This window comes from Sphingobium sp. DC-2 (assembly GCF_000722555.1).
GTDB lineage: Bacteria > Pseudomonadota > Alphaproteobacteria > Sphingomonadales > Sphingomonadaceae > Sphingobium > Sphingobium quisquiliarum.
The window spans coordinates 242,835-263,961 of the sequence record NZ_JNAC01000035.1; the positions used below are offsets into that span (position 1 = coordinate 242,835).

28 protein-coding genes are annotated in these 21,127 nt (G+C 64.3%); 19 read left to right on the forward strand and 9 right to left on the reverse strand.

The genetic code is table 11. From position 1 onward, the window contains the following. Window positions 1–18 precede the first annotated feature (18 nt). Window positions 19–321 carry a hypothetical protein gene (locus tag ET21_RS0107630; RefSeq protein WP_030539195.1) on the forward strand — a complete coding sequence of 101 codons (303 nt, stop codon included), beginning with the start codon at window positions 19–21 and terminating at the stop codon, window positions 319–321. 44 nt (window positions 322–365) lie between these two features. Further along, the gene (locus ET21_RS0107635; protein WP_030539196.1) at window positions 366–815 is read left to right on the forward strand and encodes a MarR family winged helix-turn-helix transcriptional regulator; all 450 of its coding nucleotides are present in this window, start codon (window positions 366–368) and stop codon (window positions 813–815) included. A 67-nt stretch (window positions 816–882) separates the two neighbouring features. Here the strand turns inward: ET21_RS0107635 and pal are convergent, their stop codons facing one another. From pal to ybgC, 6 genes are all read right to left on the reverse strand, one after another. Then, entirely contained in the window at window positions 883–1,398 is a 516-nt protein-coding gene (pal, locus tag ET21_RS0107640; protein ID WP_030539197.1) for a peptidoglycan-associated lipoprotein Pal, read from the reverse strand. 77 nt (window positions 1,399–1,475) lie between these two features. Then, window positions 1,476–2,804: a Tol-Pal system beta propeller repeat protein TolB gene (tolB, locus tag ET21_RS0107645; protein WP_030539198.1), complete on the reverse strand. Its 1,329-nt coding sequence runs from the start codon at window positions 2,802–2,804 to the stop codon at window positions 1,476–1,478. Continuing rightward, the gene (locus ET21_RS0107650) at window positions 2,801–3,781 is read right to left on the reverse strand and encodes a hypothetical protein (protein WP_030539199.1); all 981 of its coding nucleotides are present in this window, start codon (window positions 3,779–3,781) and stop codon (window positions 2,801–2,803) included. The genes tolB and ET21_RS0107650 overlap by 4 nt, the downstream gene beginning before the upstream one ends. 21 nt (window positions 3,782–3,802) lie before the next feature. Next, window positions 3,803–4,282 carry a protein TolR gene (tolR, locus tag ET21_RS0107655; RefSeq protein ID WP_030539200.1) on the reverse strand — a complete coding sequence of 160 codons (480 nt, stop codon included), beginning with the start codon at window positions 4,280–4,282 and terminating at the stop codon, window positions 3,803–3,805. 148 nt (window positions 4,283–4,430) lie between these two features. After that, window positions 4,431–5,150 carry a protein TolQ gene (gene tolQ, locus ET21_RS0107660; RefSeq protein ID WP_021237196.1) on the reverse strand — a complete coding sequence of 240 codons (720 nt, stop codon included), beginning with the start codon at window positions 5,148–5,150 and terminating at the stop codon, window positions 4,431–4,433. Continuing rightward, window positions 5,147–5,617 carry a tol-pal system-associated acyl-CoA thioesterase gene (ybgC, locus tag ET21_RS0107665; protein WP_021237195.1) on the reverse strand — a complete coding sequence of 157 codons (471 nt, stop codon included), beginning with the start codon at window positions 5,615–5,617 and terminating at the stop codon, window positions 5,147–5,149. Before ybgC ends, tolQ begins: the two co-directional genes overlap by 4 nt. A gap of 196 nt (window positions 5,618–5,813) precedes the next feature. Here ybgC and ET21_RS0107670 point away from each other — a divergent pair, with 196 nt between their 5' ends. Further along, window positions 5,814–6,692 (forward strand): 3-hydroxybutyryl-CoA dehydrogenase, encoded by an 879-nt coding sequence (locus tag ET21_RS0107670; protein ID WP_030539201.1) that lies wholly within the window; start codon window positions 5,814–5,816, stop codon window positions 6,690–6,692. A 10-nt stretch (window positions 6,693–6,702) separates the two neighbouring features. On the opposite strand, the gene pspF is transcribed toward ET21_RS0107670, so the two are convergent. Then, entirely contained in the window at window positions 6,703–7,710 is a 1,008-nt protein-coding gene (gene pspF, locus ET21_RS0107675) for a phage shock protein operon transcriptional activator (RefSeq protein ID WP_030539202.1), read from the reverse strand. Window positions 7,711–7,887: 177 nt separating this feature from the next. Here pspF and ET21_RS28160 point away from each other — a divergent pair, with 177 nt between their 5' ends. The 8 genes from ET21_RS28160 to ET21_RS0107715 are packed head-to-tail and all read left to right on the forward strand — an operon-like array spanning window position 7,888 to window position 10,963. Then, window positions 7,888–8,061: a hypothetical protein gene (locus ET21_RS28160; RefSeq protein WP_021237192.1), complete on the forward strand. Its 174-nt coding sequence runs from the start codon at window positions 7,888–7,890 to the stop codon at window positions 8,059–8,061. A gap of 32 nt (window positions 8,062–8,093) precedes the next feature. Further along, on the forward strand, window positions 8,094–8,762 hold the full coding sequence (gene pspA, locus ET21_RS0107685; protein WP_021237191.1) for a phage shock protein PspA: 669 nt from the start codon (window positions 8,094–8,096) through the stop codon (window positions 8,760–8,762). 3 nt (window positions 8,763–8,765) lie between these two features. Beyond that, entirely contained in the window at window positions 8,766–9,032 is a 267-nt protein-coding gene (gene pspB / locus ET21_RS0107690; protein ID WP_021237190.1) for an envelope stress response membrane protein PspB, read from the forward strand. Between the two features lies 1 nt (window position 9,033). Beyond that, a complete protein-coding gene (pspC, locus tag ET21_RS0107695; protein ID WP_021237189.1) occupies window positions 9,034–9,414 on the forward strand; it encodes an envelope stress response membrane protein PspC in 381 nt (126 codons plus the stop codon). A gap of 27 nt (window positions 9,415–9,441) precedes the next feature. Next, window positions 9,442–9,693, forward strand: a complete 252-nt coding sequence (locus ET21_RS0107700; protein WP_030539203.1) for a hypothetical protein — start codon at window positions 9,442–9,444, stop codon at window positions 9,691–9,693. A 23-nt stretch (window positions 9,694–9,716) separates the two neighbouring features. Then, window positions 9,717–9,944 carry a hypothetical protein gene (locus tag ET21_RS0107705; protein ID WP_030539204.1) on the forward strand — a complete coding sequence of 76 codons (228 nt, stop codon included), beginning with the start codon at window positions 9,717–9,719 and terminating at the stop codon, window positions 9,942–9,944. Window positions 9,945–9,985: 41 nt separating this feature from the next. Continuing rightward, window positions 9,986–10,423: a SufE family protein gene (locus tag ET21_RS0107710; RefSeq protein WP_030539205.1), complete on the forward strand. Its 438-nt coding sequence runs from the start codon at window positions 9,986–9,988 to the stop codon at window positions 10,421–10,423. Between the two features lie 51 nt (window positions 10,424–10,474). Continuing rightward, window positions 10,475–10,963: a hypothetical protein gene (locus tag ET21_RS0107715; RefSeq protein ID WP_030539206.1), complete on the forward strand. Its 489-nt coding sequence runs from the start codon at window positions 10,475–10,477 to the stop codon at window positions 10,961–10,963. 110 nt (window positions 10,964–11,073) lie between these two features. Here ET21_RS0107715 and ggt read toward each other — a convergent pair whose 3' ends face one another. Both ggt and ET21_RS0107725 read right to left on the reverse strand, forming a co-directional pair. Further along, window positions 11,074–12,774, reverse strand: coding sequence for a gamma-glutamyltransferase (gene ggt, locus ET21_RS0107720; protein WP_030539207.1), 1,701 nt, complete (start codon window positions 12,772–12,774; stop codon window positions 11,074–11,076). A 55-nt stretch (window positions 12,775–12,829) separates the two neighbouring features. Further along, on the reverse strand, window positions 12,830–13,867 hold the full coding sequence (locus ET21_RS0107725) for a quinone-dependent dihydroorotate dehydrogenase (protein ID WP_030539208.1): 1,038 nt from the start codon (window positions 13,865–13,867) through the stop codon (window positions 12,830–12,832). A gap of 334 nt (window positions 13,868–14,201) precedes the next feature. Here ET21_RS0107725 and ET21_RS0107730 point away from each other — a divergent pair, with 334 nt between their 5' ends. From ET21_RS0107730 to ET21_RS0107765, 8 genes are all read left to right on the forward strand, one after another. Beyond that, window positions 14,202–15,146: an AraC family transcriptional regulator gene (locus ET21_RS0107730; protein ID WP_021237182.1), complete on the forward strand. Its 945-nt coding sequence runs from the start codon at window positions 14,202–14,204 to the stop codon at window positions 15,144–15,146. A gap of 111 nt (window positions 15,147–15,257) precedes the next feature. Next, window positions 15,258–15,668, forward strand: coding sequence for an Rrf2 family transcriptional regulator (locus ET21_RS0107735; RefSeq protein WP_030539210.1), 411 nt, complete (start codon window positions 15,258–15,260; stop codon window positions 15,666–15,668). Then, window positions 15,665–17,149, forward strand: coding sequence for a Fe-S cluster assembly protein SufB (gene sufB / locus ET21_RS0107740; RefSeq protein ID WP_030539211.1), 1,485 nt, complete (start codon window positions 15,665–15,667; stop codon window positions 17,147–17,149). The genes ET21_RS0107735 and sufB overlap by 4 nt, the downstream gene beginning before the upstream one ends. A 119-nt stretch (window positions 17,150–17,268) precedes the next feature. After that, a complete protein-coding gene (locus ET21_RS0107745; RefSeq protein ID WP_021237179.1) occupies window positions 17,269–17,724 on the forward strand; it encodes a hypothetical protein in 456 nt (151 codons plus the stop codon). Between the two features lie 3 nt (window positions 17,725–17,727). Beyond that, entirely contained in the window at window positions 17,728–18,474 is a 747-nt protein-coding gene (sufC, locus tag ET21_RS0107750; protein WP_030539212.1) for a Fe-S cluster assembly ATPase SufC, read from the forward strand. A gap of 100 nt (window positions 18,475–18,574) precedes the next feature. After that, window positions 18,575–19,327, forward strand: a complete 753-nt coding sequence (locus ET21_RS0107755) for a SufD family Fe-S cluster assembly protein (protein ID WP_030539213.1) — start codon at window positions 18,575–18,577, stop codon at window positions 19,325–19,327. Next, on the forward strand, window positions 19,324–20,634 hold the full coding sequence (locus ET21_RS0107760) for an aminotransferase class V-fold PLP-dependent enzyme (RefSeq protein WP_237751507.1): 1,311 nt from the start codon (window positions 19,324–19,326) through the stop codon (window positions 20,632–20,634). The genes ET21_RS0107755 and ET21_RS0107760 overlap by 4 nt, the downstream gene beginning before the upstream one ends. Beyond that, window positions 20,627–21,091 (forward strand): SUF system Fe-S cluster assembly protein, encoded by a 465-nt coding sequence (locus ET21_RS0107765; protein ID WP_030539215.1) that lies wholly within the window; start codon window positions 20,627–20,629, stop codon window positions 21,089–21,091. Before ET21_RS0107760 ends, ET21_RS0107765 begins: the two co-directional genes overlap by 8 nt. The last annotated feature ends 36 nt before the right edge of the window (window positions 21,092–21,127 follow it).

The following is a 21,127-nucleotide window of genomic DNA, read 5'->3' on the forward strand; positions in this document are numbered from 1 at the left end:
GCTCAAGGAGATGGAATGATGGCGAATGTCGATGGCGCTTATGACTGCGTGGCGAAGACGCCGCTGGGCGATCAGAAGGGGGTGTTCACGGTCATCAGCTCCGGCAACAGCTTTCACGGCACCTTTGCTGGCATGATGGGGTCGCTGGACGTCGATGAAGGCAAGGTGGACGGCGACAAGCTCAGCTGGAAGATGAACATGACACTGCCCATGCCGATGACCATGGAATGCGAAGCGGTGGTGGACGGCGACACGATCAACGGCACCATGCAACTGGGCGCATTCGGCGCGGCGGGCTTTTCCGGCACCCGGCGCAAGTGAGGGGCGCTGCCGCCCGTGACTGACAGCGCCGCGCGTCCTTCCTGATGTCCCGGTCCGTCCTGACGCACGCGCTGGTGCAGAAGATGCCGCAGGTGGCGCGAAGCTGGCGGCATCTGGCGGACCAGGCATTGGCGGAGTTGCGGGTCTCGGCCAGCGCTGGATGGTGCCTGGTGCACCTCGCCCGGCTGGGGCCGGATGTGCGGCAGGCGGACCTCGCCGACGAACTGGGCATCACCCAGCCATCGCTGGTGCGGACGCTGGATCAGCTCGCGGCGATGGGGCTGATCGAACGCCTTCCCCATCCGCAGGACAAAAGATCGAACCGCGTCGAATTCACGCCTGGGGGCCGGGACCTTGCCGGACGGATCGAGGCGCGCCTGGGCGATCTGGCGCGCGATCTGTTCGACGGCGTTCCCGACGCCGCGGTCGAAATCACCGTCAACATGATGGAACTGATCGCCCGCCGCATCGCCGAGCGCCGGGGGCAGGCTTAGGGACCGCTCCGGCCGGGATAAAGCGTGACCTGCCGTGACCGCGCGCCCCGACCGCGACCCGTAGGCTTTAATATTGGACAGTCACGGTGACGGCCCGGCGGTTCTGCGCCCAGGCGGATTCATCCGAACCCAGCGCGGCCGGGCGCTCCTTGCCATAGCTCACCGTGTTGATCCGGCTGGGGTCGATGCCCAGCGAAGCGAGATAGTTTTTCGCGGCGTTGGCGCGGCGTTCGCCCAGCGCGATATTATAGTCGCGCGTCCCACGCTCGTCGGCATGGCCTTCGATCGTGACGCGCACATTGGGGTTCTGTTGCAGCCAGGCGGCCTGGCTCTGGAGCGTCTGCTGGTCCTGCGCATCGACATCATATTGGTCGGTGCCGAAGAAGATGCGGTCAGACGAGACGGAGGCGACAAAATCCTCCTGGCTGCCCTTAACCGGGCCGCTGGTGGTTCCCGTGCCGGTGCCGGTCTGCGCGCTGGTATCCCCGGCGGGCGGCGGCGGCAGGTCCTTGGGCGCCTTCTTCCCGCATGCGGCCAGCGCGAGGACGGAAGCGGCGATCAGCAGGGGGCGGGACAGTTTCATCGGCATCTCCTTTGGAGCGAGTTGAATCCGCGGCGGCGCTAAAGATCGTTACGCCGCCGGGACGATAGAGTTCCATGTCAGGGAAGCAAGGGGCCCCAGGCGGGGTCCGAACCGCTGAGCGGTGTGGGGATACGCCGCTCGTTCACGCCGGTCAGGTCGACCTGCCACACCTGGCTGCTGCCTTCGCGACCGGGGGTGGTGCGGAAGAATTGCAGCACGCGGCCATTGGGCGACCAGGTCGGCTGTTCGTCCTGCCAGCCATTGGTCAGAATGCGCTCATTGTCGCCGGTTGGCGTCATGACCGCGATCTTGAAATCGCCGGAAATCTTGGTGAAGGCGATCAGGTCGCCGCGCGGGCTCCATTCGGGCGTGGCATAGCGGCCGCCGCCATGGCTGATCCGGCGCTGGCCTGAACCGTCAGCGTTCATCACATAGATTTGCTGGCTGCCCGAACGGTCGCTTTCAAAGACGATCCTGGTGCCGTCCGGCGAATAGCTGCCGCCGACATCGATGCCCGGCGCGGTGGTGAGCCGTGTCGGCGTTCCGCCGCTGGCGGGCACGCGATAGATGTCGGTATTGCCCGCCACCGCCATGGAAAAGAGGATGTTGCGCCCATCGGGCGACCAGCGCGGCGCGAAGGTGGGATTGTTGCTTTCCGTCACCAGCCGCTGCCTGCCGGTGCCGATGTCATAGACATAGATGCGCACCCGGTTGTTGAGGTAGCTCACATAGACGATCGACTTGTAATCCGGCGAGAAACGCGGGGTGAGGGCGATCGACTGGCCATTTGTGATGAAGCGGTGGTTCGCGCCGTCGCTGTCCATGATGGCCAGCCGCTTGGTGCGGTTCCCCTTGGGGCCGCTTTCCGCGATATAGGCGATGCGGCTGTCGAAGAAGGGGCTTTCTCCCGACAGGCGGGCATAGATGGCGTCGGCGCATTTATGCGCGGCGCGCCGCCAGTCGCGCGGTGCGACGACATAGCCCTGCCGCGTCAGCTCCTGCTTGAGCGCGACATCGTAGAGATAGCAGCCCACGGTGATGTCCGCCTCACCGCCCGTGGTGCGGACGAAACCCTGCACCAGCGCCTCGTAAGCGCCCCATTTGTCATAGGCCGGATTGGTGACTTCCGGGAAGGCGATGGCGGGAACGCCGCCGGGGCCGGACGGATCGAACAGGCCCGACCCCTTGAGGTCGGTGGCGATGACTTCGGCGATCTTGCGGCCAAGTTCGGTCGAGGACCCGGCCGGGGTGGAAACTTCGGCCTGCGGCGGCAGGGCTGGCACGACGATCTTGAGGTTGCTGTCGATCTCGCCGGTGACGTCGACCGACAGCTGCGCCTGGACAGGCGCGGCCACGAAAGCGGCCGCGAACATCACGGCCAGGGCAGATAGTCCAAAAGCTTTCATCGCGCCTTCCTTGCATAGACTCTGAGCGGCTTGAGCCATTTCCATTGGTCGTAATATTCCGAAGGCAGGTTCTGGAAGGGCGACGCCTGCAACACTGCCTGGATCGCCCGTTCCTTGTAGACGGAAACCTGCGGGCGGTTGCTGTCATTCACGCCCTGCACGTCGATCACTTCCGGCCTGCCGACGACGCGGCCATTGCGGTCGAGCTTCACGTCCAGCAGCGCCACGAGCAGTTCGACATCGGCCCCCGACGGCAGCCGCAGATGCGGATAGATCTGATTGCTGATCACATTGTTGAGCGCCGCCTTCTGCGCCGGACCCATGGCTGCGGCGGGGGGCGGCGCAGGCGTGCGCGGCGCGTCAGCGCTGGTATCGATGCCCTTTAGGAAATCCTTGCCCAGCAGGGAACCGCGCGGCTTCTGCGCCTTGCCCTCGCCGGACGCGCGGGCGGGGGCGTCCGCCTTCGGCGTGGCCTTGGACTTCGATGGCGCAGGGGCCGGGGCTGCCGCCTTGGGCTTGGGATTAGTCGGCGCAGGCTTCGATTTCACTGCCGGCTTTTCGGGCGCCGGTTTCGGCCTGGACGCCGGTTTTTCAGGCGCGGGCTTGGGTTTTGGTTTGGGCGCGGCCTTGGGCACGTCCTTCTTCGGCGGAGCAGGCTTCGGCGGAGGAGGCGCGGGCGCGGGCGCGGGAGCAGGTTCAGGTTCGGGTACTGGCGCAGGTTCCGGCACTGGCGCGGGTGCGGGCGCGGCGTCCTCGGCGGGACCTTTCTCCGGCGCAACGCTGGGGGGCGGCGGCTGCGTCGACACCCGTGGGGCCATGGATTCCAGCGCGACCTCGTCCACCAGGCTGACGTCCATCGGCGGCGATTTGAGCTTCAACGGATTGGGCGTGGCGAGGAAACCGGCCGACAGGAGCCCGAACAGCAGCACATGCCCCGCTGTCGCGACGCCAAGCCCTATTTTCTCCGCCCGCTCCATAGCCACGAGTCCCTATGGCTCCTATTCTGAACCGCTGCTGACGGATGCGGACGGGCCAGAGCCATTCTCCGCCCCGGTGCTGACCAGCGCGACCTTGTTCAGCCCAGCGCGGTTCAACTCGCCCATCACCCGCATCACCCGCCCGTAATCCAGCGCCGTGTCGGCGCGCAGGAAGATCTGGGGCGGATCGGGCTGGCCGGCATTGGCGGCCATGATCTCGGCCAGGCGGCTCGGCAGATCGGCATCGCTCACCTGATCGTCATCAATGAAGATCGCGCCGTCCCGGTCCACCGACACGACCGTCGGCTTCTGGTCCTGGTCCAGCCCCTTGGCGCGCGTTTCCGGCAGATTGACGGGAACGCCCGTCACAAGCAGCGGCGCGGTCACCATGAAGATGATGAGCAGCACCAGCATGACGTCGACCAGAGGCGTCACATTGATGTCCGCCATCGGCGCGCGCCCGCGTCCCCGGCGGCCGGAAGGAGGCCCGGACATGGCCATCAGGCGTGCCTTTCCAAAAAGAAGGCCATGGGAACCCCCGTTCGGGCTGAGCCTGTCGAAGCCTTCTGCTGAGCCGCAGGCGAAGCGCCTTCACTTCGTTCAGGCATGGCCTTCGACAAGCTCGGGCTGAACGGAGAAGGACAGATCATCACCGCTGCGCCTCCAGCTCGCGGCTCAGCGTCGAATAGAATCCGTCGGCGAAACGGGTGAGCTTGGCTTCCATGCGATTGATGCCGTGGCTGAAGCGGTTGTAGGCGATCACCGCCGGGATGGCCGCGAACAGGCCGATGGCGGTGGCGAACAGGGCTTCGGCGATGCCCGGCGCGACCACGGCGAGCGAGCTGTTCTGTTCGGCCGCGATCGCGGTGAACGCCCGCATAATGCCCCATACCGTGCCGAACAGGCCGACGAAGGGGGCGACCGAACCGATCGTGGCCAGGATGTTGAGGCGGTCCGACAAGCGATCGACTTCGGCCGCGATCGTGCTCGACATGCTGGTGGACAGCCGGTCGCGCGTGCCTTCGCGATCGATCACTTTCTGCGCGGTGGAGCGGCGCCATTCGGTGACCCCGGCGGCCATCACCTTGGCAGCGGGGAAGTCGGCCTTGCCACGCGCCTCATAGAAGCGGTCGATATCCTCCGCCTTCCAGAAATCCGCCTCGAACGCGCTGCTCTGGCGGCTGGCCCGGCGCAGGGTGAAGGTGAAGCCGATGATCATCGCCCAGGTCCAGATGCTGGCAAGCAGAAGCCCCAGCATCACCACCTTCACGACGATGTCCGCCTGCAGGAACAGGGCGAGCGGCGAAATGGTGGCGGCTTGCGCGGCGGCGCCGGCTGCTGCGCCAACGTCGGGCATCATGAGGCTCATGGGTTGATGTCTTCCCCTTTCATCAAACGGCTGAAAATATCGATCCAGGGCTTGGGTTGCCTTTGCGGGCGGCCCTGCTGAGTCAGGAAGGCGACCGAGACTTCGCCGTCCGTCAGTATTTCCTCCCCGCGCCTGACTCTCTGATGAATGACGCAGCTTGCCGCGCTGAAAGCGGTGAGGCGGCTTTCCACCAGCAGGTCATCGTCCAGGCGCGCGGGGCGGCGGTAGCTGATCTTGATATCGGTGACGGCATAGACGCCCTCGCCCGCTTCATGCGTGGCGCGCTGGTCGATCCCGGCGACGCGCAGCATGTCCGACCGCGCCCGTTCCATATAGCGCAGATAATTGGCGTGATAGACGAGGCCGGACAGGTCCGTGTCCTCGAAATAGACGCGCAAGGGAAAAAGATGCGCCGCACCGGCGAACCTTCCGGTCGCCGGAACGGGCATGGGCTCAGAAGCGGACATGCGCGGCCTTTTAGCCATCCTGCGGCCAAGGCGCAAAGACGGAAATGAGGTCCGTCAAACCATCCTGCCGGGCGAGCAGGGCTTTCCGTCCCGCCGCGTGCCGCTTGCCCCGATTGCCCGGACTGTAAAAGCGCTGGCCGCGTCCGCGCCTTGCCGCTAGGGGATCGGCAAAATCAATCCTGGCGGAGGCAAGGCTATGGCGGAGATCCGGGTTATAGGCGTTATCGGCGCTGGTCAGATGGGCGCTGGCATCGCGCAGGTGTCGGCGCAGGCGGGCTATGACGTCATCCTGTGCGACGTCGATCTCGCGCGCGCCGAAAAGGGCCGCGACGGCGTGGCGAAGCAGCTCGCCAAGGCGGTGGAGAAGGGCAAGCAGAGCCAGGCGGACATGGACGCGGCAATGGCGCGCATCCGCGTCAGCGGCGATCTGGCCCCCCTTGCCGAAGCGCAACTGGTGATCGAAGCGGCGACCGAGCGTGAGGACATCAAGCGGACGATCTTCGCCAATGCCGCCGCGTTGCTTTCGCCCGGCGCGATCATGGCGTCCAACACCTCCTCCATTCCCATCACGCGGCTGGCGCAGGCGGTGCCGGACAAGGAGCGTTTCCTGGGCGTCCACTTCTTCAATCCGGTGCCGGTCATGGCGCTGGTCGAGGTCATTCGCGGCCTCGCCACCTCTGACGAGGCCGTGGCCGCCGTGCAGGCTTATGTCGAGCGCCTCGGCAAACAGGTGGTGCATGCGTTCGATGCGCCGGGCTTCGTCGTCAACCGCATCCTCCTGCCCATGCTCAACGAAGCGGTCTTCGCCCTGGGCGAGGGCGTGGCGACCATGCAGGATATCGACACCGGGGTGCGGCTGGGCCTCAATCACCCGATGGGTCCGCTGACTCTGGCCGACTATATCGGCCTCGACACCTGCCTGGAGGCGATCAACGTGCTCCAGACGACGACGCGCGACCCCAAATACCGGCCCGCGCCGTTGCTGGTCAAATATGTCGAGGCGGGCTGGCTTGGCCGCAAGACGGGCAGGGGCTTCTACGACTATTCGGGCGCGGAGCCGGTGCCGACGCGCTGAGCCTCTCGTCCTAGCCTGCGGTCAGGCCATGTTTTTTCAGGCAGTGTCGCAATTGGTCGTAGGTGAGGCCCAGGCCTTTGGCCGTCGCGCGCTGGTTGTGGCGATGGCGTTGCAGCGCCGCCCGGACGATCGCCGCCTCATGCGCGTCGACAGCGGCCTTGAGGTCGCTGATCGCCTCAAGGCCGGGCACATCGGCCACGGGCGGCGCTTCCGGTGAAGGTGCTGGCGTCCCGCCCGCAGGCTTCCAGGGCGAAGCGAAGGGATCGAAGATGATGCGGGCCACGGGCTGGGCGGGTTCGGTCCAGCGATAGACGGCGCGTTCCACGACATTGCGCAATTCCCGCACATTGCCGGGCCAGGGATGCGCTTCAAGCTCTGCCATAGCGTCCGGCGTGAAACCCGGCCAGCGCGGCCAGCCAAGTTCTGCCGCCATCCGCCGCCCGAAATGGCCGGCCAGCACCGCGGCATCGCCTTCCCGCGCGCGCAGCGGGGGAAGAGTGATCACCTCGAAGCTCAGCCGGTCGAGCAGGTCCGCGCGGAAACGCCCGGCGGCGGCCGCTTCCGGCAGGTCTTCATTGGTGGCCGCGATGATGCGGACATCCACTATTTTCGCCCGCGAAGCGCCGATGCGTGTCACTTCGCCATATTCCACCACGCGCAGCAGCCGTTCCTGCGCCGCCATCGATAGGGTGCCCAGTTCGTCGAGGAACAGCGTGCCGCCGTCCGCCTCCTCGAACCGGCCAGCGCGGGCCCGCGCCGCTCCGGTGAACGCTCCCTGTTCATGGCCGAACAGTTCCGCCTCGATCAATGTTTCGGGCAGCGCCGCGCAGTTCATGACGATCAGCGGCTCGCCCCAGCGCGGGGACAGGCGGTGCAGCCTTTCCGCTACAAGTTCCTTGCCGGTGCCGCGCTCCCCGATGATGAGGACCGGCCGGTTGAGTTCGGCCGCACGGCTCGCCTGCTCCACCGCATCGAGGAAGGCGAGGGACTCGCCGATGAATTGGCTGTTCTTCTCCATTCCCAACATATGGCGAAAAATCCCATATGATAGCAAGGCGCCTGGGGTAAGACGGCCGCGAAAGAGTCAAAAAGCCTGATTTCCGGCCATGTCTCTCATTTGGCACGGGCCATGCAATGCTGAGCGCAAGCCGTCAGCAAGGCGGCGCCGCATTGGCAGTCAGCAGGGAGATAACTCATGGACACGGACAATGAAGAAAGCGGAGCAAAGGGCAGGCTCCTGTTCATCGCCTTCGCCGCCATCCTGTTCGGATCGACCATGATCCTTTCCGCCGCCGGTCCCGCAAAGGCCAGCGAAGCCGCCGTCCTGACCTGTGGCGATGGCCCGCTAATCTTGCGCTATCTGGCCTGACGCGCCCCGATTTCCTGAGGAGTGAAGTTCACATGGGTATCTTTTCCCGCACCCGCGACATCATCGCCGCCAACGTCACCGACCTGCTCGACCGGGCGGAAGACCCGGCGAAGATGATCCGCATGATCATCCTTGAGATGGAGGAGACGCTGGTCGAAGTGCGCGCATCGGCCGCCCGCACCATCGCGGACCAGAAGGAAATGCGCCGCCACATCGGCAAGCTACAGGCGCTTCAGGACAACTGGACCGAAAAGGCGCAACTGGCGCTCAGCAAGGACCGGGAGGATCTGGCCAAGGCCGCGCTGGTCGAAAAGCAGAAGGCGGCCGACATGGCGGAGCAGCTTTCGCACGAGATCGAGGTGCTGGATGAAGCGCTGCGTGCTTCGGAAGAGGATATCGCCAAGCTGCAAGCCAAGCTGCGCGAGGCCCGCACCCGCCAGAACAGCCTGGTGACGCGCATGGAAAGCGCGCAGAACCGGCTGCGGGTCCGCGAAGCCTATGCGGGCGAGAAGGTGAATGATGCCTTTGCCCGCTTCGACATGCTGGAACGGCGGGTCGACATGGCCGAAGGGCGCGCCGACGCCATGGGCATGGGGCAGCAGCGCCGCACGCTGGAGGATGAGATTGCCGAGCTTCAGTCCTCCGACAAGGTCGATGCCGAACTTGCCGCTCTCAAGGCCAGCATGAACAAGGGAGAATGACGCATGGAGGACGTGTTCCTGCCCATCATGATCTGCGGCATGCTGTTCATCGGCATGCCCTGGCTGATCCTGCACTATTCCACCAAGTGGAAGCAGGCGCCCAAGATCACCGATGAGGATGAGCGGCTGCTGGACGAACTGCACCTGCTCGCCCGGCGGCTGGAGGACAGGTTGCAGACGGTCGAACGGATCGTCGCGGCCGACAATCCCGACTTCCGCCCCGCGCGTCCGCCACAGGACGATGACTATGATTTCGACCGGAGGAACTGACATGAGCGGCCGCCGCACCAAATTCTACCTGGACAAGCAGAATGGCAAATGGCTGGGCGTCTGTTCCGGCATCGCCGACTATAGCGGCATCGACGTGGTGTGGGTCCGCGTCGGCGCGGTGCTGCTGACGCTGATGGGGGCTTTCCCCTGGTCGCTGATCGCCTATTTCGCCGTCGCTCATTTCGCCGAAAACAAGCCGGCGGGCCTCTATGCCGACCGGGATGACGAGAAATTCTGGCAGGGTGTGCGCACCAATCCGGCGCGTTCGGCGCGCGATGTCCGGTCCAAGTTCCGCGACATCGATCGCCGCCTGGCCGACATCGAAACCCATTATACCAGCCGCAACACAAGGCTGGCCGACGAAATCGACAGCCTGCGCTGAGGCGCTGGACAAGGGAGGCACTCATTCATGAACCCGTTTGAAATGGTGGTCGCGATCGTCGCCATCGCCGCTGTGGCAAGCGTCGTCCGCGCCAAATATGGCATCGTCCGCCGTCATCGCGGCGAGGAATTGGTCCAGCGCGGACCCGACCCCGAAGCCGAGCGGCTGCGGGCAGAAGTGAAAGCGCTGAAAGAGCGGGTCGCCGTGCTCGAACGGCTGGCGACCGACAGCGGCAGTGCGCTGGAACGCGAGTTTGACAAGCTGCGTGAGCGTGACTGACGTTACGATGGAGGAGGGTCGATATGCAGGAGCCCCTTTCGATTTTCATTGTTTCAGTGAGCAGCCTGCTGGGCCTGGCGATCGTCGCGGTGGCGGGATTGCGCGGGTGGAGCGGCTGGCTGGAGCTAAAGCGTGCGGAACTGGGACGGCCGGACGCGGGGCCGTCCAACGCCAGCGCGCGGATCGAGGTTGCGGACCTCAAGGAACGCATCCGCAAGCTGGAGGCGATTGCCGCAGGGGTCGATATCTGATGTCTTGAAAAGCAGCTTTGCAGGGCTGCTTTTCCCCCTATATGGCGGATATGACCGACCAGCCCGCCATCGCCGATCTTCAGGAAGAATATGAATTTCTGGATGCGGACGACCGTTACCGGCTGTTGATCGACCTTGGCCGGGCGCTGGAGCCCATGCCCGATGCGCTAAAGACCGACGCGACGCTGGTGCGCGGTTGTTCGGCGGCGGTGTGGGTCTACCCGACGGTGCTGGACGATGGGCGGCTGCATTTCCTGGCTGACAGCAATGCCGCGATCACCAAGGGGATCATCGCCCTGGTGCTGCTGACGGTGCAGGACCGTTCGCCTGCGGAAATCAGCGCGACCGATATCGAACAGGCTCTTGCGCCCTTCGATCTCAGGAATCAGCTCAGTTCCAATCGCACTCAGGGCATCCCCAACATGATCGCGCTCATCCGCCAGACGGCGGCGCGCTACGCCTCGCCCACGGAAACCTGACGCCTGCGGGGCGTTCTCCTTCCGTAACGGAACGGAATAAGGAGAAGCGCGATGCGCGGCATCATGGCGCTGGCGGCGATCGGGCTGATGACGGCCTGCTCGTCCGGTGAGAAGGAACCGACCCAGCGCGAACAGATCGGCCAGCAGTGGAAATATGAAGGCGGGGAGGGCGCGAAACCCAAACTCGCCTATATCGGCAGCACGAACGGCGTTTCCACCATGACGGCCCCCGACAGCTTTTCCGTGCTGCTCGTCCAGCCGTTGAAGGAGGGCGGAGCGCAAGTGACCGTCAAGCTGGTTGGCGCGCCGTTCACCTGCGACTTGTCCGACTGCCATGTCACGGCGGTGACGGACGATGGGAAGACGCATGAATGGAAGGGCCGCATGACGGAGAACAAGGACGGCATCGAAGTCCTGCCCGCGTCAAAAGCCTATGAAGCGATACGGAACAGCAAGACCGTGAAGGTCAAGCTGGTGGTAGGGCCCAAGGACAAGAGCTTCCCCTTCACCTTCAATGTCGCCGGTCTGAAATTGGGTTAGAACGCCAGCCCCGTTAATTAGGAGCCGTTCGGGCTGAGGCTGTCGATGCCCCTGCCTCTGCGAAGCGAAAGCCTTAGGCAAGATCAGGGCGAACGGGCAGCAGCCCGCCGTCACTCCTGCAAGGATACGCCGGGACTGCGCGGATCGGCGGCCCCGGTCCAATGGCCGTCGCTCCCGCGCTCTGCGGCATTGGCCTTGAGGCCCATCGGTGCGACGGTCACCTTATGCCCCAGCCGCTCCAGCGGAGCCTTCATCGCCTCCAGCGACGTGCCTTTCTCAAGCACGAGCCCATCGGAATTGAAATATTCTAATCCAAGTGCGATCGATTCTTGCGCTGACAGGCGCCAGTCGAAATGGGCGATCAGCGCCTTAGCGACCTGCATGATGATGGTGCGTCCGCCCGCCGCGCCGATGGTGAAGACAGGCGTGCCGCTCCGGTCATAGACGATGGTCGGCGACATCGACGACAGCGGGCGCTTGCCCGGCTCTACCCGGTTGGCGACGGGCGCCCCGTTCCTTTCGGGCGTGAAGCTGAAGTCGGTTAGTTCATTATTGAGAATGACGCCGTCGGCGATCAGCTGACTGCCGAAAAAGCTTTCGATCGTGGACGTCCAGCTGGCGATATCGCCATCCTTGTCCACCGCGACGAAATGGCTGGTTCCGCTTTCGGGTTGCGGCCGGGCTGGGGTGCGCGGCTCCGCCATCGGTGGCGTGCCCGGCGGATAGCTTCCGCGCGCGTGATCCAGGGAGATCAGCGCCGCCCGCTGCCTGAGATAGCCGGGGTCGATCAGCCCCACGACCGGCACTTTCACGAAATCGGGATCGCCCAGCCACGTGTCACGATCGGCATAGGCAAGGCGCATGGCTTCGCCGATGACGTGCCAGGATCGCGGATCATCCTTGCCCCAGCGTGCGACCGGGAATTGTTCCACCATGCCCAATATTTGCAGCACGGTGATGCCGCCCGCAGAGGCCGGACCCATGCCGCAGACCGTATAGACGCGATAAGGCCCGCAGACCGGTTTGCGCGGCTTGGCCTGATAGGAGGCAAGATCCTCCAGCGTCATCGGCACCGGGTTTTTGGGTGCGGAGGTGACGGTCTTGGCGATCGCCTCGGCCGTTTTTCCCTTATAGAAGGCATCCGGTCCTTCCGCCGCGATTCGGCGGAACAGGTCGGCCAAGGGCGGATTTTTGAGCATGGTGCCGATCGGCGCGGGCGCTCCGTTCACCCAGAAATATTTCTGTATCTCCGGGAAATCGGCCCAGATCGGGGCCACCGCCTTCATCGCCGTATCCAGCCGTTGGCGTACCTCGAAACCTTCGGCTGCCAGGCGGATGGCCGGATCGAACAGCCGCGCCCAGGGAAGCTTGCCCCATTTCCGGTGGGCCATCCAGGCGAGACGCAGATTGCCCGGCACGCCCACCGAATAGCCCCCCGGCCAGGCGTCACGGAAGGCCAGCGGCTTGCCGTCAGGCCCCAGGAAACGGTCAGGCCGCGCGGCGGCAGGCGCGGTTTCCCGGCCGTCGATCGATTCGAGCAGGCCGGTCTTGCCGCCATGATGCATCAGGAAGCCGCCGCCGCCGATGCCGCTATTGTGCGGTTCCACCACGTTCAGCGCCAGCATCATCGCGATGGCGGCGTCGGTGGCGCTGCCCCCTTCGCGCAATATCTCCTGACCGGCCGCCGCCGCGCGAGGATCGGCGGCGGACACGGTAGCACTGAGCGAGACAGCTTCCCGCGCCTGCGCAGGCTGGATGGGGAGCAGGAACAGGGCGAGGATGGCCAGCGGCCGGGCAAGTCGCGACGTCATGGCCGCACCCTAGCCTTGATCCTGTTTGGGGCAAGCCGCTGATTGCCTTGCCGGATCAGGCGTCGACCCCTACGGCCTCGCTGACATGGGAAAAGCCATCGCGGGCCAGTAGCGCTTTCAAGTCGCGGGTGATCCGCCGGGGCAGGGCCGGCCCTTCATAAACGAGGGCGCTGTAAAGCTGGATCAGGCTCGCCCCGGCACGCAGCCGGGCATAGGCCTGCTCTGCCGTAGCGATGCCGCCCACGCCGATCAGCGGCAGGCGCTTGCCCAGGATGCGGCGGAAGTCGCGCAGCCGCTGCAACGATAGACCGGTAAGCGGCGCGCCCGACAGACCGCCCGCTTCCCCCGCCGCTTTCGATCGAAGTGGCGGGCGCGAAATGGTCGTGTTGGATATGATCAACCCATCCACGCCATGGTCGAGGCAGGCGGCGGCGATATCCTCCACATCGGCCTGATCCAGATCGGGCGCGACTTTCAGGAAAATCGGCGTGCGGTCAGCGCCGCGCGCCGCCATCACGGCGCCGAGCAACTGATCCAGCGCCGCGCGATCCTGCAAGGCGCGCAGCCCCGGCGTATTGGGAGAAGAGATGTTGACCGTCAGATAGTCGGCAAGGGGGGACATGCAGACGACGCCGGTCACATAATCGGCGATCCGGTCGGCCGCATCCTTGTTCGCGCCGATATTGATGCCGATGACGGGGCCGCCGGGCTGACGGCGCTTGGCGATCCGTTCGGCCGCCGCTGCCTGGCCGCCATTGTTGAAACCCATGCGGTTGATGACCGCGCGGTCCTCCGCCAGCCGGAACAGGCGGGGCTGGGGATTGCCGGGCTGCGGCAGCGGAGTCAGTGTCCCCAGTTCGGCAAAGCCGAAACCGAAGCCGTGCATCTTGTGTGCGACCAGCCCTTCCTTGTCATAGCCCGCGGCAAGGCCCACCGCGTTGGGGAAGCGGATACCGGCGACTGTCTGGGCCAGAATCGGGTCTTCCTTCACCCCTGCGGGCGCGGGCATCATCCGCAATAGCGCTATGGAAAGATTGTGCGCTTGCTCAGCGTCCATGGAAAAGAAAAGGGGGCGGGCCAGACGATAGAACATGCGCGCGCTATGCCAGCGGATCGCGCCTGCGTCGAGTCGCTGTTGCGGCGATGCAACAGTTGATCCGGAACAATGACGGCATGCCGGAATCTGCATCTGGCGTCCTGATTCGGCTCACAGAATGTCCGATCCATCCAATCATGATGGTCCGATTCGGACGTATGAACGGCCTGCGACCCGAAGGCTCTAGGCCCATTATGGCCGACGAGACCTTTCACTGGCCCGGTGGTGAAAACCACCGGGCCATTTTTTTGACGTAAGAAAAAGTGACCGCCATTCAGCATCGCTCTTGCGCGTTTCGTACTATGCCGCATAGTGTGACCAAGGGGTAAGTATGATCCGTCAATGGGGGGACGCGTCCGGGGCGACGCGCAATATTGCGGAACAGGAGGACGGTACGCCGCTCGCCTATACCATAGAAGCGGCCGACGGGCCTATCCGTCTTCAATATTTCGCTCCGCCTGAACATTTGCGCCGCTATTTCGGCTCTCTCTACCTGTTCAGTGAGACGCTCGACACTTACTCTGACGTGACGCGCGCGGACGTACCGCAATTACGCCTGATGCTGCAAGGTGGCGGACATTATAAGTTTCATGATGGAACGGTATTGGCCACGCCCGAAGTCTGCCTCCTTGGCCCGACGCTGGGCGCCACGCGCTTCCATCTGGAGGGGGCCGCCCGCGTTGTGGGCATGTCCCTGCTGCCTGCGGGCTGGATCAGCCTGCATGGTGGCGACGCCAGCGAAGAGGCTGATCGCCTCCAAAGTCTTGGCGGTGACGGGAACCGCGCATTTGACGATCTGCTCCGCCAGTTGCGAACGATGGACGACCCGCAGGAAATGGTGGCCTTGTGCTGGTCTGTCCTTGCGGGCCTTGTCAAACCTTTGAGCGATGCGACATGGCGATTGCTCGAAGCTGTGGACAACTGGCTGATGGACGAAGGGTCGCCGCGCATCGAGACGCTGGCGCAGCGGACGGGCCTGTCGCCCAGGCAACTCGCCCGACTCACCAACCGCTATTATGGATGTCCGCCAAAGCTGCTTGCCCGCAAATATCGCGCCTTGCGGTGCAGCGCGCGTATCGCGCTTGACCGGCATAGCTGGCAGGAATTGTGCGAAGACAGCCGCTTCTACGACCAGTCGCATTTCATACGGGAGATCAAGCATTTCATTGGCCTGACCCCGCATCAGTTGCAGAATGAGCCGTCCGCAGTGGCGCAGCTGACGCTGCTGCGCCGGTCGTTGGGGGGCGATGTGGCGGTGCTGAACCGGATGAGCTGAAGACAGCGCGAAAAATGCCTTGATTCCCTGAGCGGCCAGGACCACATGCGCAATCGGATTGATTCGATCCGATTTGAGAATGGTTCGCAAAGTGGAGCGCCCGCTGTCAGCATGAGGCTTTCGAGTTTTGCAGATTACGCAGTAGTATTGATGTCGGCCGCCGCCCGTCATTGCGGCGCGGCGCGCATGAATGCGACCACGCTCGCTGCCGAAACCGGAATCCCCCTGCCCACGGCGCAGAAGCTGGTGAGCCGCTTGTCGGCGGCGGGCCTGCTCGAATCCAGCCGGGGCACGGGCGGAGGAGTCCGCTTGTCGCGCCCGCCCGCGACGATCACGCTCGCCGATGTGGTGGAGGCGGTGGAAGGGCCCATCGCCATGACCGCCTGCTCGGAACAGGGCGCACATGATTGCTTGCTGGAGCAGGACTGCCGGGTGCGGCCGCATATGAACATGGCGAACAATGCAATTCGCAAGGCGCTGGCAGGCGTCACCATCGCCAGCCTGACACGGGAAATGGCATGACCGAAGAGACGACGACCGTTCGCAATCTGGAAGCGCATGAGGCTGCCGAGCGCGCATCCGCCTACGAACATGGCTGGTCCTCCGCCATCGAGCAGGACTTCGCGCCCAAGGGGCTGAACGAGGACACGGTCCGCTTCATTTCGGCCAAGAAGAAGGAGCCGGAATGGCTGCTGGAATGGCGGCTGAAGGCCTTCGCCATGTGGCAGCAGATGGAAGCGCCGGACTGGGCGAAGCTGAACATTCCGCCAATCGACTATCAGGACGCCTATTATTACGCCGAGCCCAAGAAGAAGGCGGAACTGGAGTCGCTGGACGAACTCGATCCCGAAATCCGCGCCACCTATGAAAAGCTGGGCATCCCGATCGCCGAGCAGGAAGTGCTGGCCGGGGTGAAGGGCAGCCGCAAGGTCGCGGTGGACGCCGTGTTCGACAGCGTGTCGGTCGCCACCACCTTCCGCAAGGAGCTGGAGGAAGCGGGCGTTATCTTCCGCTCGATCAGCGAGGCTGTGCGCGAATATCCGGATCTCGTGAAGAAGTGGCTGGGCAAGGTCGTGCCGATGCACGACAATTATTTCGCCACATTAAATTGCGCGGTCTTTTCCGATGGCACCTTCGTCTACATCCCCAAGGGGGTGCGCTGCCCGATGGAGCTGTCCACCTATTTCCGCATCAATGCGGAAAATACGGGGCAGTTCGAACGCACGCTGATCGTCGCGGACGAGGGGAGCTATGTCAGCTATCTCGAAGGCTGCACCGCGCCGATGCGCGACGAGAACCAGCTTCACGCTGCGGTCGTGGAACTGGTCGCGCTGGACGATGCCGAGATCAAATATTCGACCGTCCAGAACTGGTATCCCGGCGATGAGCAGGGCAAGGGCGGCATCTATAATTTCGTGACCAAGCGCGCGCTCTGCCAAGGGCGCAACAGCAAGGTCAGCTGGACCCAGGTCGAAACCGGCTCCGCCATCACCTGGAAGTATCCAAGCTGCGTGCTGAACGGCGAGAACAGCGTCGGCGAGTTCTATTCGGTGGCGCTGACCAACAACCTGCAACAGGCCGACACCGGCACGAAGATGATCCATAATGGCAAGGGGTCGCGCTCTACCATCGTGTCCAAGGGCATTAGCGCGGGCCGTTCGAACAACACCTATCGGGGGCTGGTGCGCGTCGCGCCGGGCGCGGAGGGCGTGCGCAACTTCACCCAGTGCGACAGCCTGCTGCTGGGCGACCAATGCGGCGCGCATACCGTGCCTTATATAGAAGTGCGCAATCCCTCAGCGCAGATCGAGCATGAGGCGACGACGAGCAAGATCAGCGATGACCAGCTATTCTATGCGATGCAGCGCGGGCTGGATCAGGAAAGTGCGGTGTCGCTGATCGTCAACGGCTTCGCGCGTGAAGTGCTCCAGCAGCTACCGATGGAGTTCGCGGTCGAAGCGCAGAAGCTGCTGGGCATCAGCCTTGAGGGTAGCGTGGGATAATTTCCCGTCATGCCGGACTTGATCCGGCATCCATTGCTCCCCAAGCGATGTGGAGTGTGGGGGACGATGGATCCTGAAACAAGTTCAGGATGACGAATGAGAATTTGAAGGACCGAGACTTGAGCGACGAAGACGATATCCAGGATGCCCTCGCCGATTTTGCGGAGGATGTCGGCAATGGTCAGGCGTGGACCGCCGCCATCCGCATCCTGACCGAGGATTATGATCTGGAAGAGGGTGAGCTGGAAGCGCGGGCGCGCAAGGATTTCGGTGATCTCGACGCTTATCAGGCGGAATGCCGCGCGTCGCTGGAGAAGGGTGACGCCGCCTTTGCCGAGCGCCTCAAGACCGACAAGGCCTTTCACAAGGCGAAGGCTCCTAACCTCGCCCGCATGGGGCCGGTAACGGAATTCGTGACCGGCGTGCTGGAAAAGGGCGCGCCGGAACCGGGAGCCGACTGGTGGCCCTATATGCCGATCAAGCGCCATATCGACACGCTGTTCCCCGCGCCGGGCGATGTGCGCGACATGGCCTTCTGGACCGCGCGGACATTGCAGCGTGCGCATAAGGGTTGAATGATGCTGACGATCGACAATCTCACGAATGAAATCGACGGCAAGAAGATCCTGAAGGGTCTGTCGCTTTCCATCAATGCGGGCGAGATCCATGCGATCATGGGTCCCAACGGTGCGGGCAAGTCGACGCTCGCCTATACGCTTGGTGGCCGCCCCGGTTACGAGGTGACCGGCGGCAGCGCGACGTTCGAGGGGCAGGACCTGTTCGAACTGGAGCCGTACGAGCGCGCTGCCGCAGGGCTGTTCCTGGGTTTCCAATATCCGGTCGAGATACCCGGCGTGTCCAACCTGCAATTCCTGCGGGAAAGCCTGAACAGCCAGCGCAAGGCGCGGGGGCAGGAGCCCCTGTCGGGCGGCGAGTTCATCAAGCTCGCCAAGGAAAAGGCGGGGCTGCTGGGGCTGGACATGGAGATGTTGAAGCGCCCGGTGAATGTCGGCTTTTCCGGCGGCGAGAAGAAGCGCGCCGAGATGGTGCAGATGGGCATTCTCGACCCCAAGCTGGCGATATTGGACGAGACGGACTCGGGCCTCGACATCGATGCGCTCAAGATCGTGGGGTCCGGCATCAATGCCATCATGCGCAAGCCCGGCAAGGCGGTGCTGCTGATCACCCATTATCAGCGGCTGCTCGATTATGTGAAGCCGGACTATGTGCATGTCCTCGCCGCGGGCCGGATCGTGAAGTCGGGCGGCCCGGAACTCGCGCTGGAACTGGAGCGCGAAGGCTATGCCGAGGTGGTTGCGGCGTGAGGGGTTCCAAACAACAGCCGTTCGCTTCGAGCGAAGTCGAGAAGCGGGAAGCGCTGTGCCTGCGTTTCTCGACTGCGCTCGAAACGAACGGAGGTGGGGAATGAACGCGCTCACCCTCCCCACGCGCAAGGCGGAAGAATGGCGCTATAGCGACCTAGATGCGCTGGCGGCCATCTGGCCCCTGCCTGCCCCGGAGCGCATCGATGTGGCGGCCGGTGAAATCTCGCGCCATCATCTGTTGCAGGATGCGGCGGACGGCGCGGCGGCGGTGCATGATTATGTGATCACCGTCGCCGATGGCGCGCGATGCGATTTTCATGTGCTGAACGTGGGCGGCAAGCTGGGCCGCGTGACCTTCACCGTGACGCTGGGCAAGGGCGCGCATTTCGAGCTGAACGGCGCGATCATCGGCGGCGGCGATCAGGTGCTGGAAATCATCACCTCCGTCACCCATGCGCAGCCGGACGCGACCAGCGGGCAGACGATCCGTTCGATCCTGGGCCAGCGCGCGACGGGCAGCTATCTTGGCTCGATCAACGTGGCGCGGGACGCGCAGCGCACCGATGCCTTCCAGTCGGTCAAGGCGATGCTGCTCGACCGCACGGCGACGGCCAACGCCAAGCCGGAGCTGGAAATCTATGCCGATGACGTGAAATGCGCCCATGGCGCGACAGTGGGTGAGTTGGACCGGCAGGCGCTGTTCTACATGGCCTCGCGCGGGATGGACCCGGCGACGGCCAAGACGCTGCTGCTGAAGGCGTTCGTCGCGGGCGTGTTCGACGATGTGGCGGACGAGGCGGTGAAGGACCGGCTGGAAGCGGCCGCGCTGGCCAAGCTGGAGGCGCTGGTATGAGCGAAGAAACCAAGCCGCCGTTCGGGCTGAGCCTGTCGAAGCCCGCCGCTGAGCGTGGCGAAGCGCCTTTGGCAAACGCGGGCGGGCCCTTCGACAAGCTCAGGACGAACGATGTTCTGAGTTTGCGCCAGGACTTCCCCGGCGTTGGCAACTGGCATTATCTCGACAGCGCCGCCACCGCGCAGAAGCCCAGTGCCGTCATCGAAGCCATCGCCCGCGCCTATGGGCCGGACTATGCGACGGTGCATCGCGGCGTTTATGAACGCTCCGCCAACATGACGCTCGCCTATGAAGCCGCGCGGCGGAAGGTGGCGGGCTTCATCAACGCGCAGTCGGACAGTGAAATCGTCTATGTCCGTGGCGCGACCGAGGGCATCAACCTCGTGGCGCATAGCTGGGCGGCGACGCAGCTCAAGAGCGGGGATCGCATCCTGCTGTCCATGCTGGAGCATCACAGCAATATCGTTCCCTGGCAGATCGTGGCGGAGCAGGTCGGCGCGCAGATCGATGTCGTGCCGCTGACGGCGGACGGCAAGATCGACCTGGACGCGATGCAGGCCATGATCACGCCCGCCCACAGGATGGTGGCGCTGGCCCATGTGTCGAACGTGCTGGGCAGCGTCCTCGACGTCCGCCGCGCCGCGGACATCGCGCACGGCGCCGGGGCGAAGATATTGATCGACGGGTGCCAGGCCGTGCCGCGCCTGAGTGTCGATGTGCAGGCGCTGGACTGCGATTTCTACGTCTTTTCAGCGCACAAGCTTTACGGCCCGACGGGCATCGGCGTGCTGTGGGGGCGCAAGCCATTGCTCGACGGCATGCCCCCTTATCAGGGCGGCGGATCGATGATCGACAAGGTGACGTTCGAGAAGACGACCTATGCCCCGGCGCCCACCCGGTTCGAGGCGGGGACGCCGCATATCACCGGCGTGGTCGGCCTGTCGGCGGCGATCGACTATGTGCAGGCCGTAGGGCTGGAGGCGATCCACGTCCATGAATGCGCGCTGGTCGGAAAGGCCCGTGCGGCGCTGGAAGGCATCAACAGCGTGCGCGTCTTCGGCCCGGAGGACAGCGCGGGCATCCTCTCCTTCGAAGTGGAGGGGGTGCATCCGCACGATGTCGGCACCATATTGGACGAAACGGGCGTCGCCATCCGGGCGGGGCATCATTGCGCGCAGCCGCTGATGCGCCATCTGGGCGTGGAGGCGACCGCGCGGGCCAGCTTTGGCATCTACAGCGACGACAGCGATGTGGATGCGCTGGTGAAGGGCATAGAACGGGTAAGGAAGATCTTCGCCAATGACTGAGACGAACTCCGGCGAGCGGAAGATTTTGGTGGAAGAGGTCGACACGGTGGAAACCCCGCCCAAGGCGCGCGTCGAAGAGGCGCCGCGCCAGCGCGACTATCTTGACGGTTTTCTGGCGCAGAAACCGGCCGAAGTTCCTGCGGGCGAGCCGGGCGGCAATCTTTATGACGCGATCATCGATGCGCTCAAGGAAATCTATGATCCTGAAATTCCGGTGAACATCTACGACCTGGGGCTCGTCTACGGCGTTGATGTGACGGAAGACGGCCATGCCGTCGTGACGATGACGCTGACGACGCCGCATTGCCCCGTCGCGGAATCCATGCCGGGCGAAGTGGAACTGCGCGTCGGCGCCGTACCGGGCGTGGGCGATGCGCAGGTGAACCTCGTCTGGGACCCGCCATGGGACCCGCAAAAGATGTCCGACGAGGCGAAGCTGGAATTGGGGATGCTATAATTCCCCTCCCTTTCAAGGGAGGGTTCAGGGAGGGCC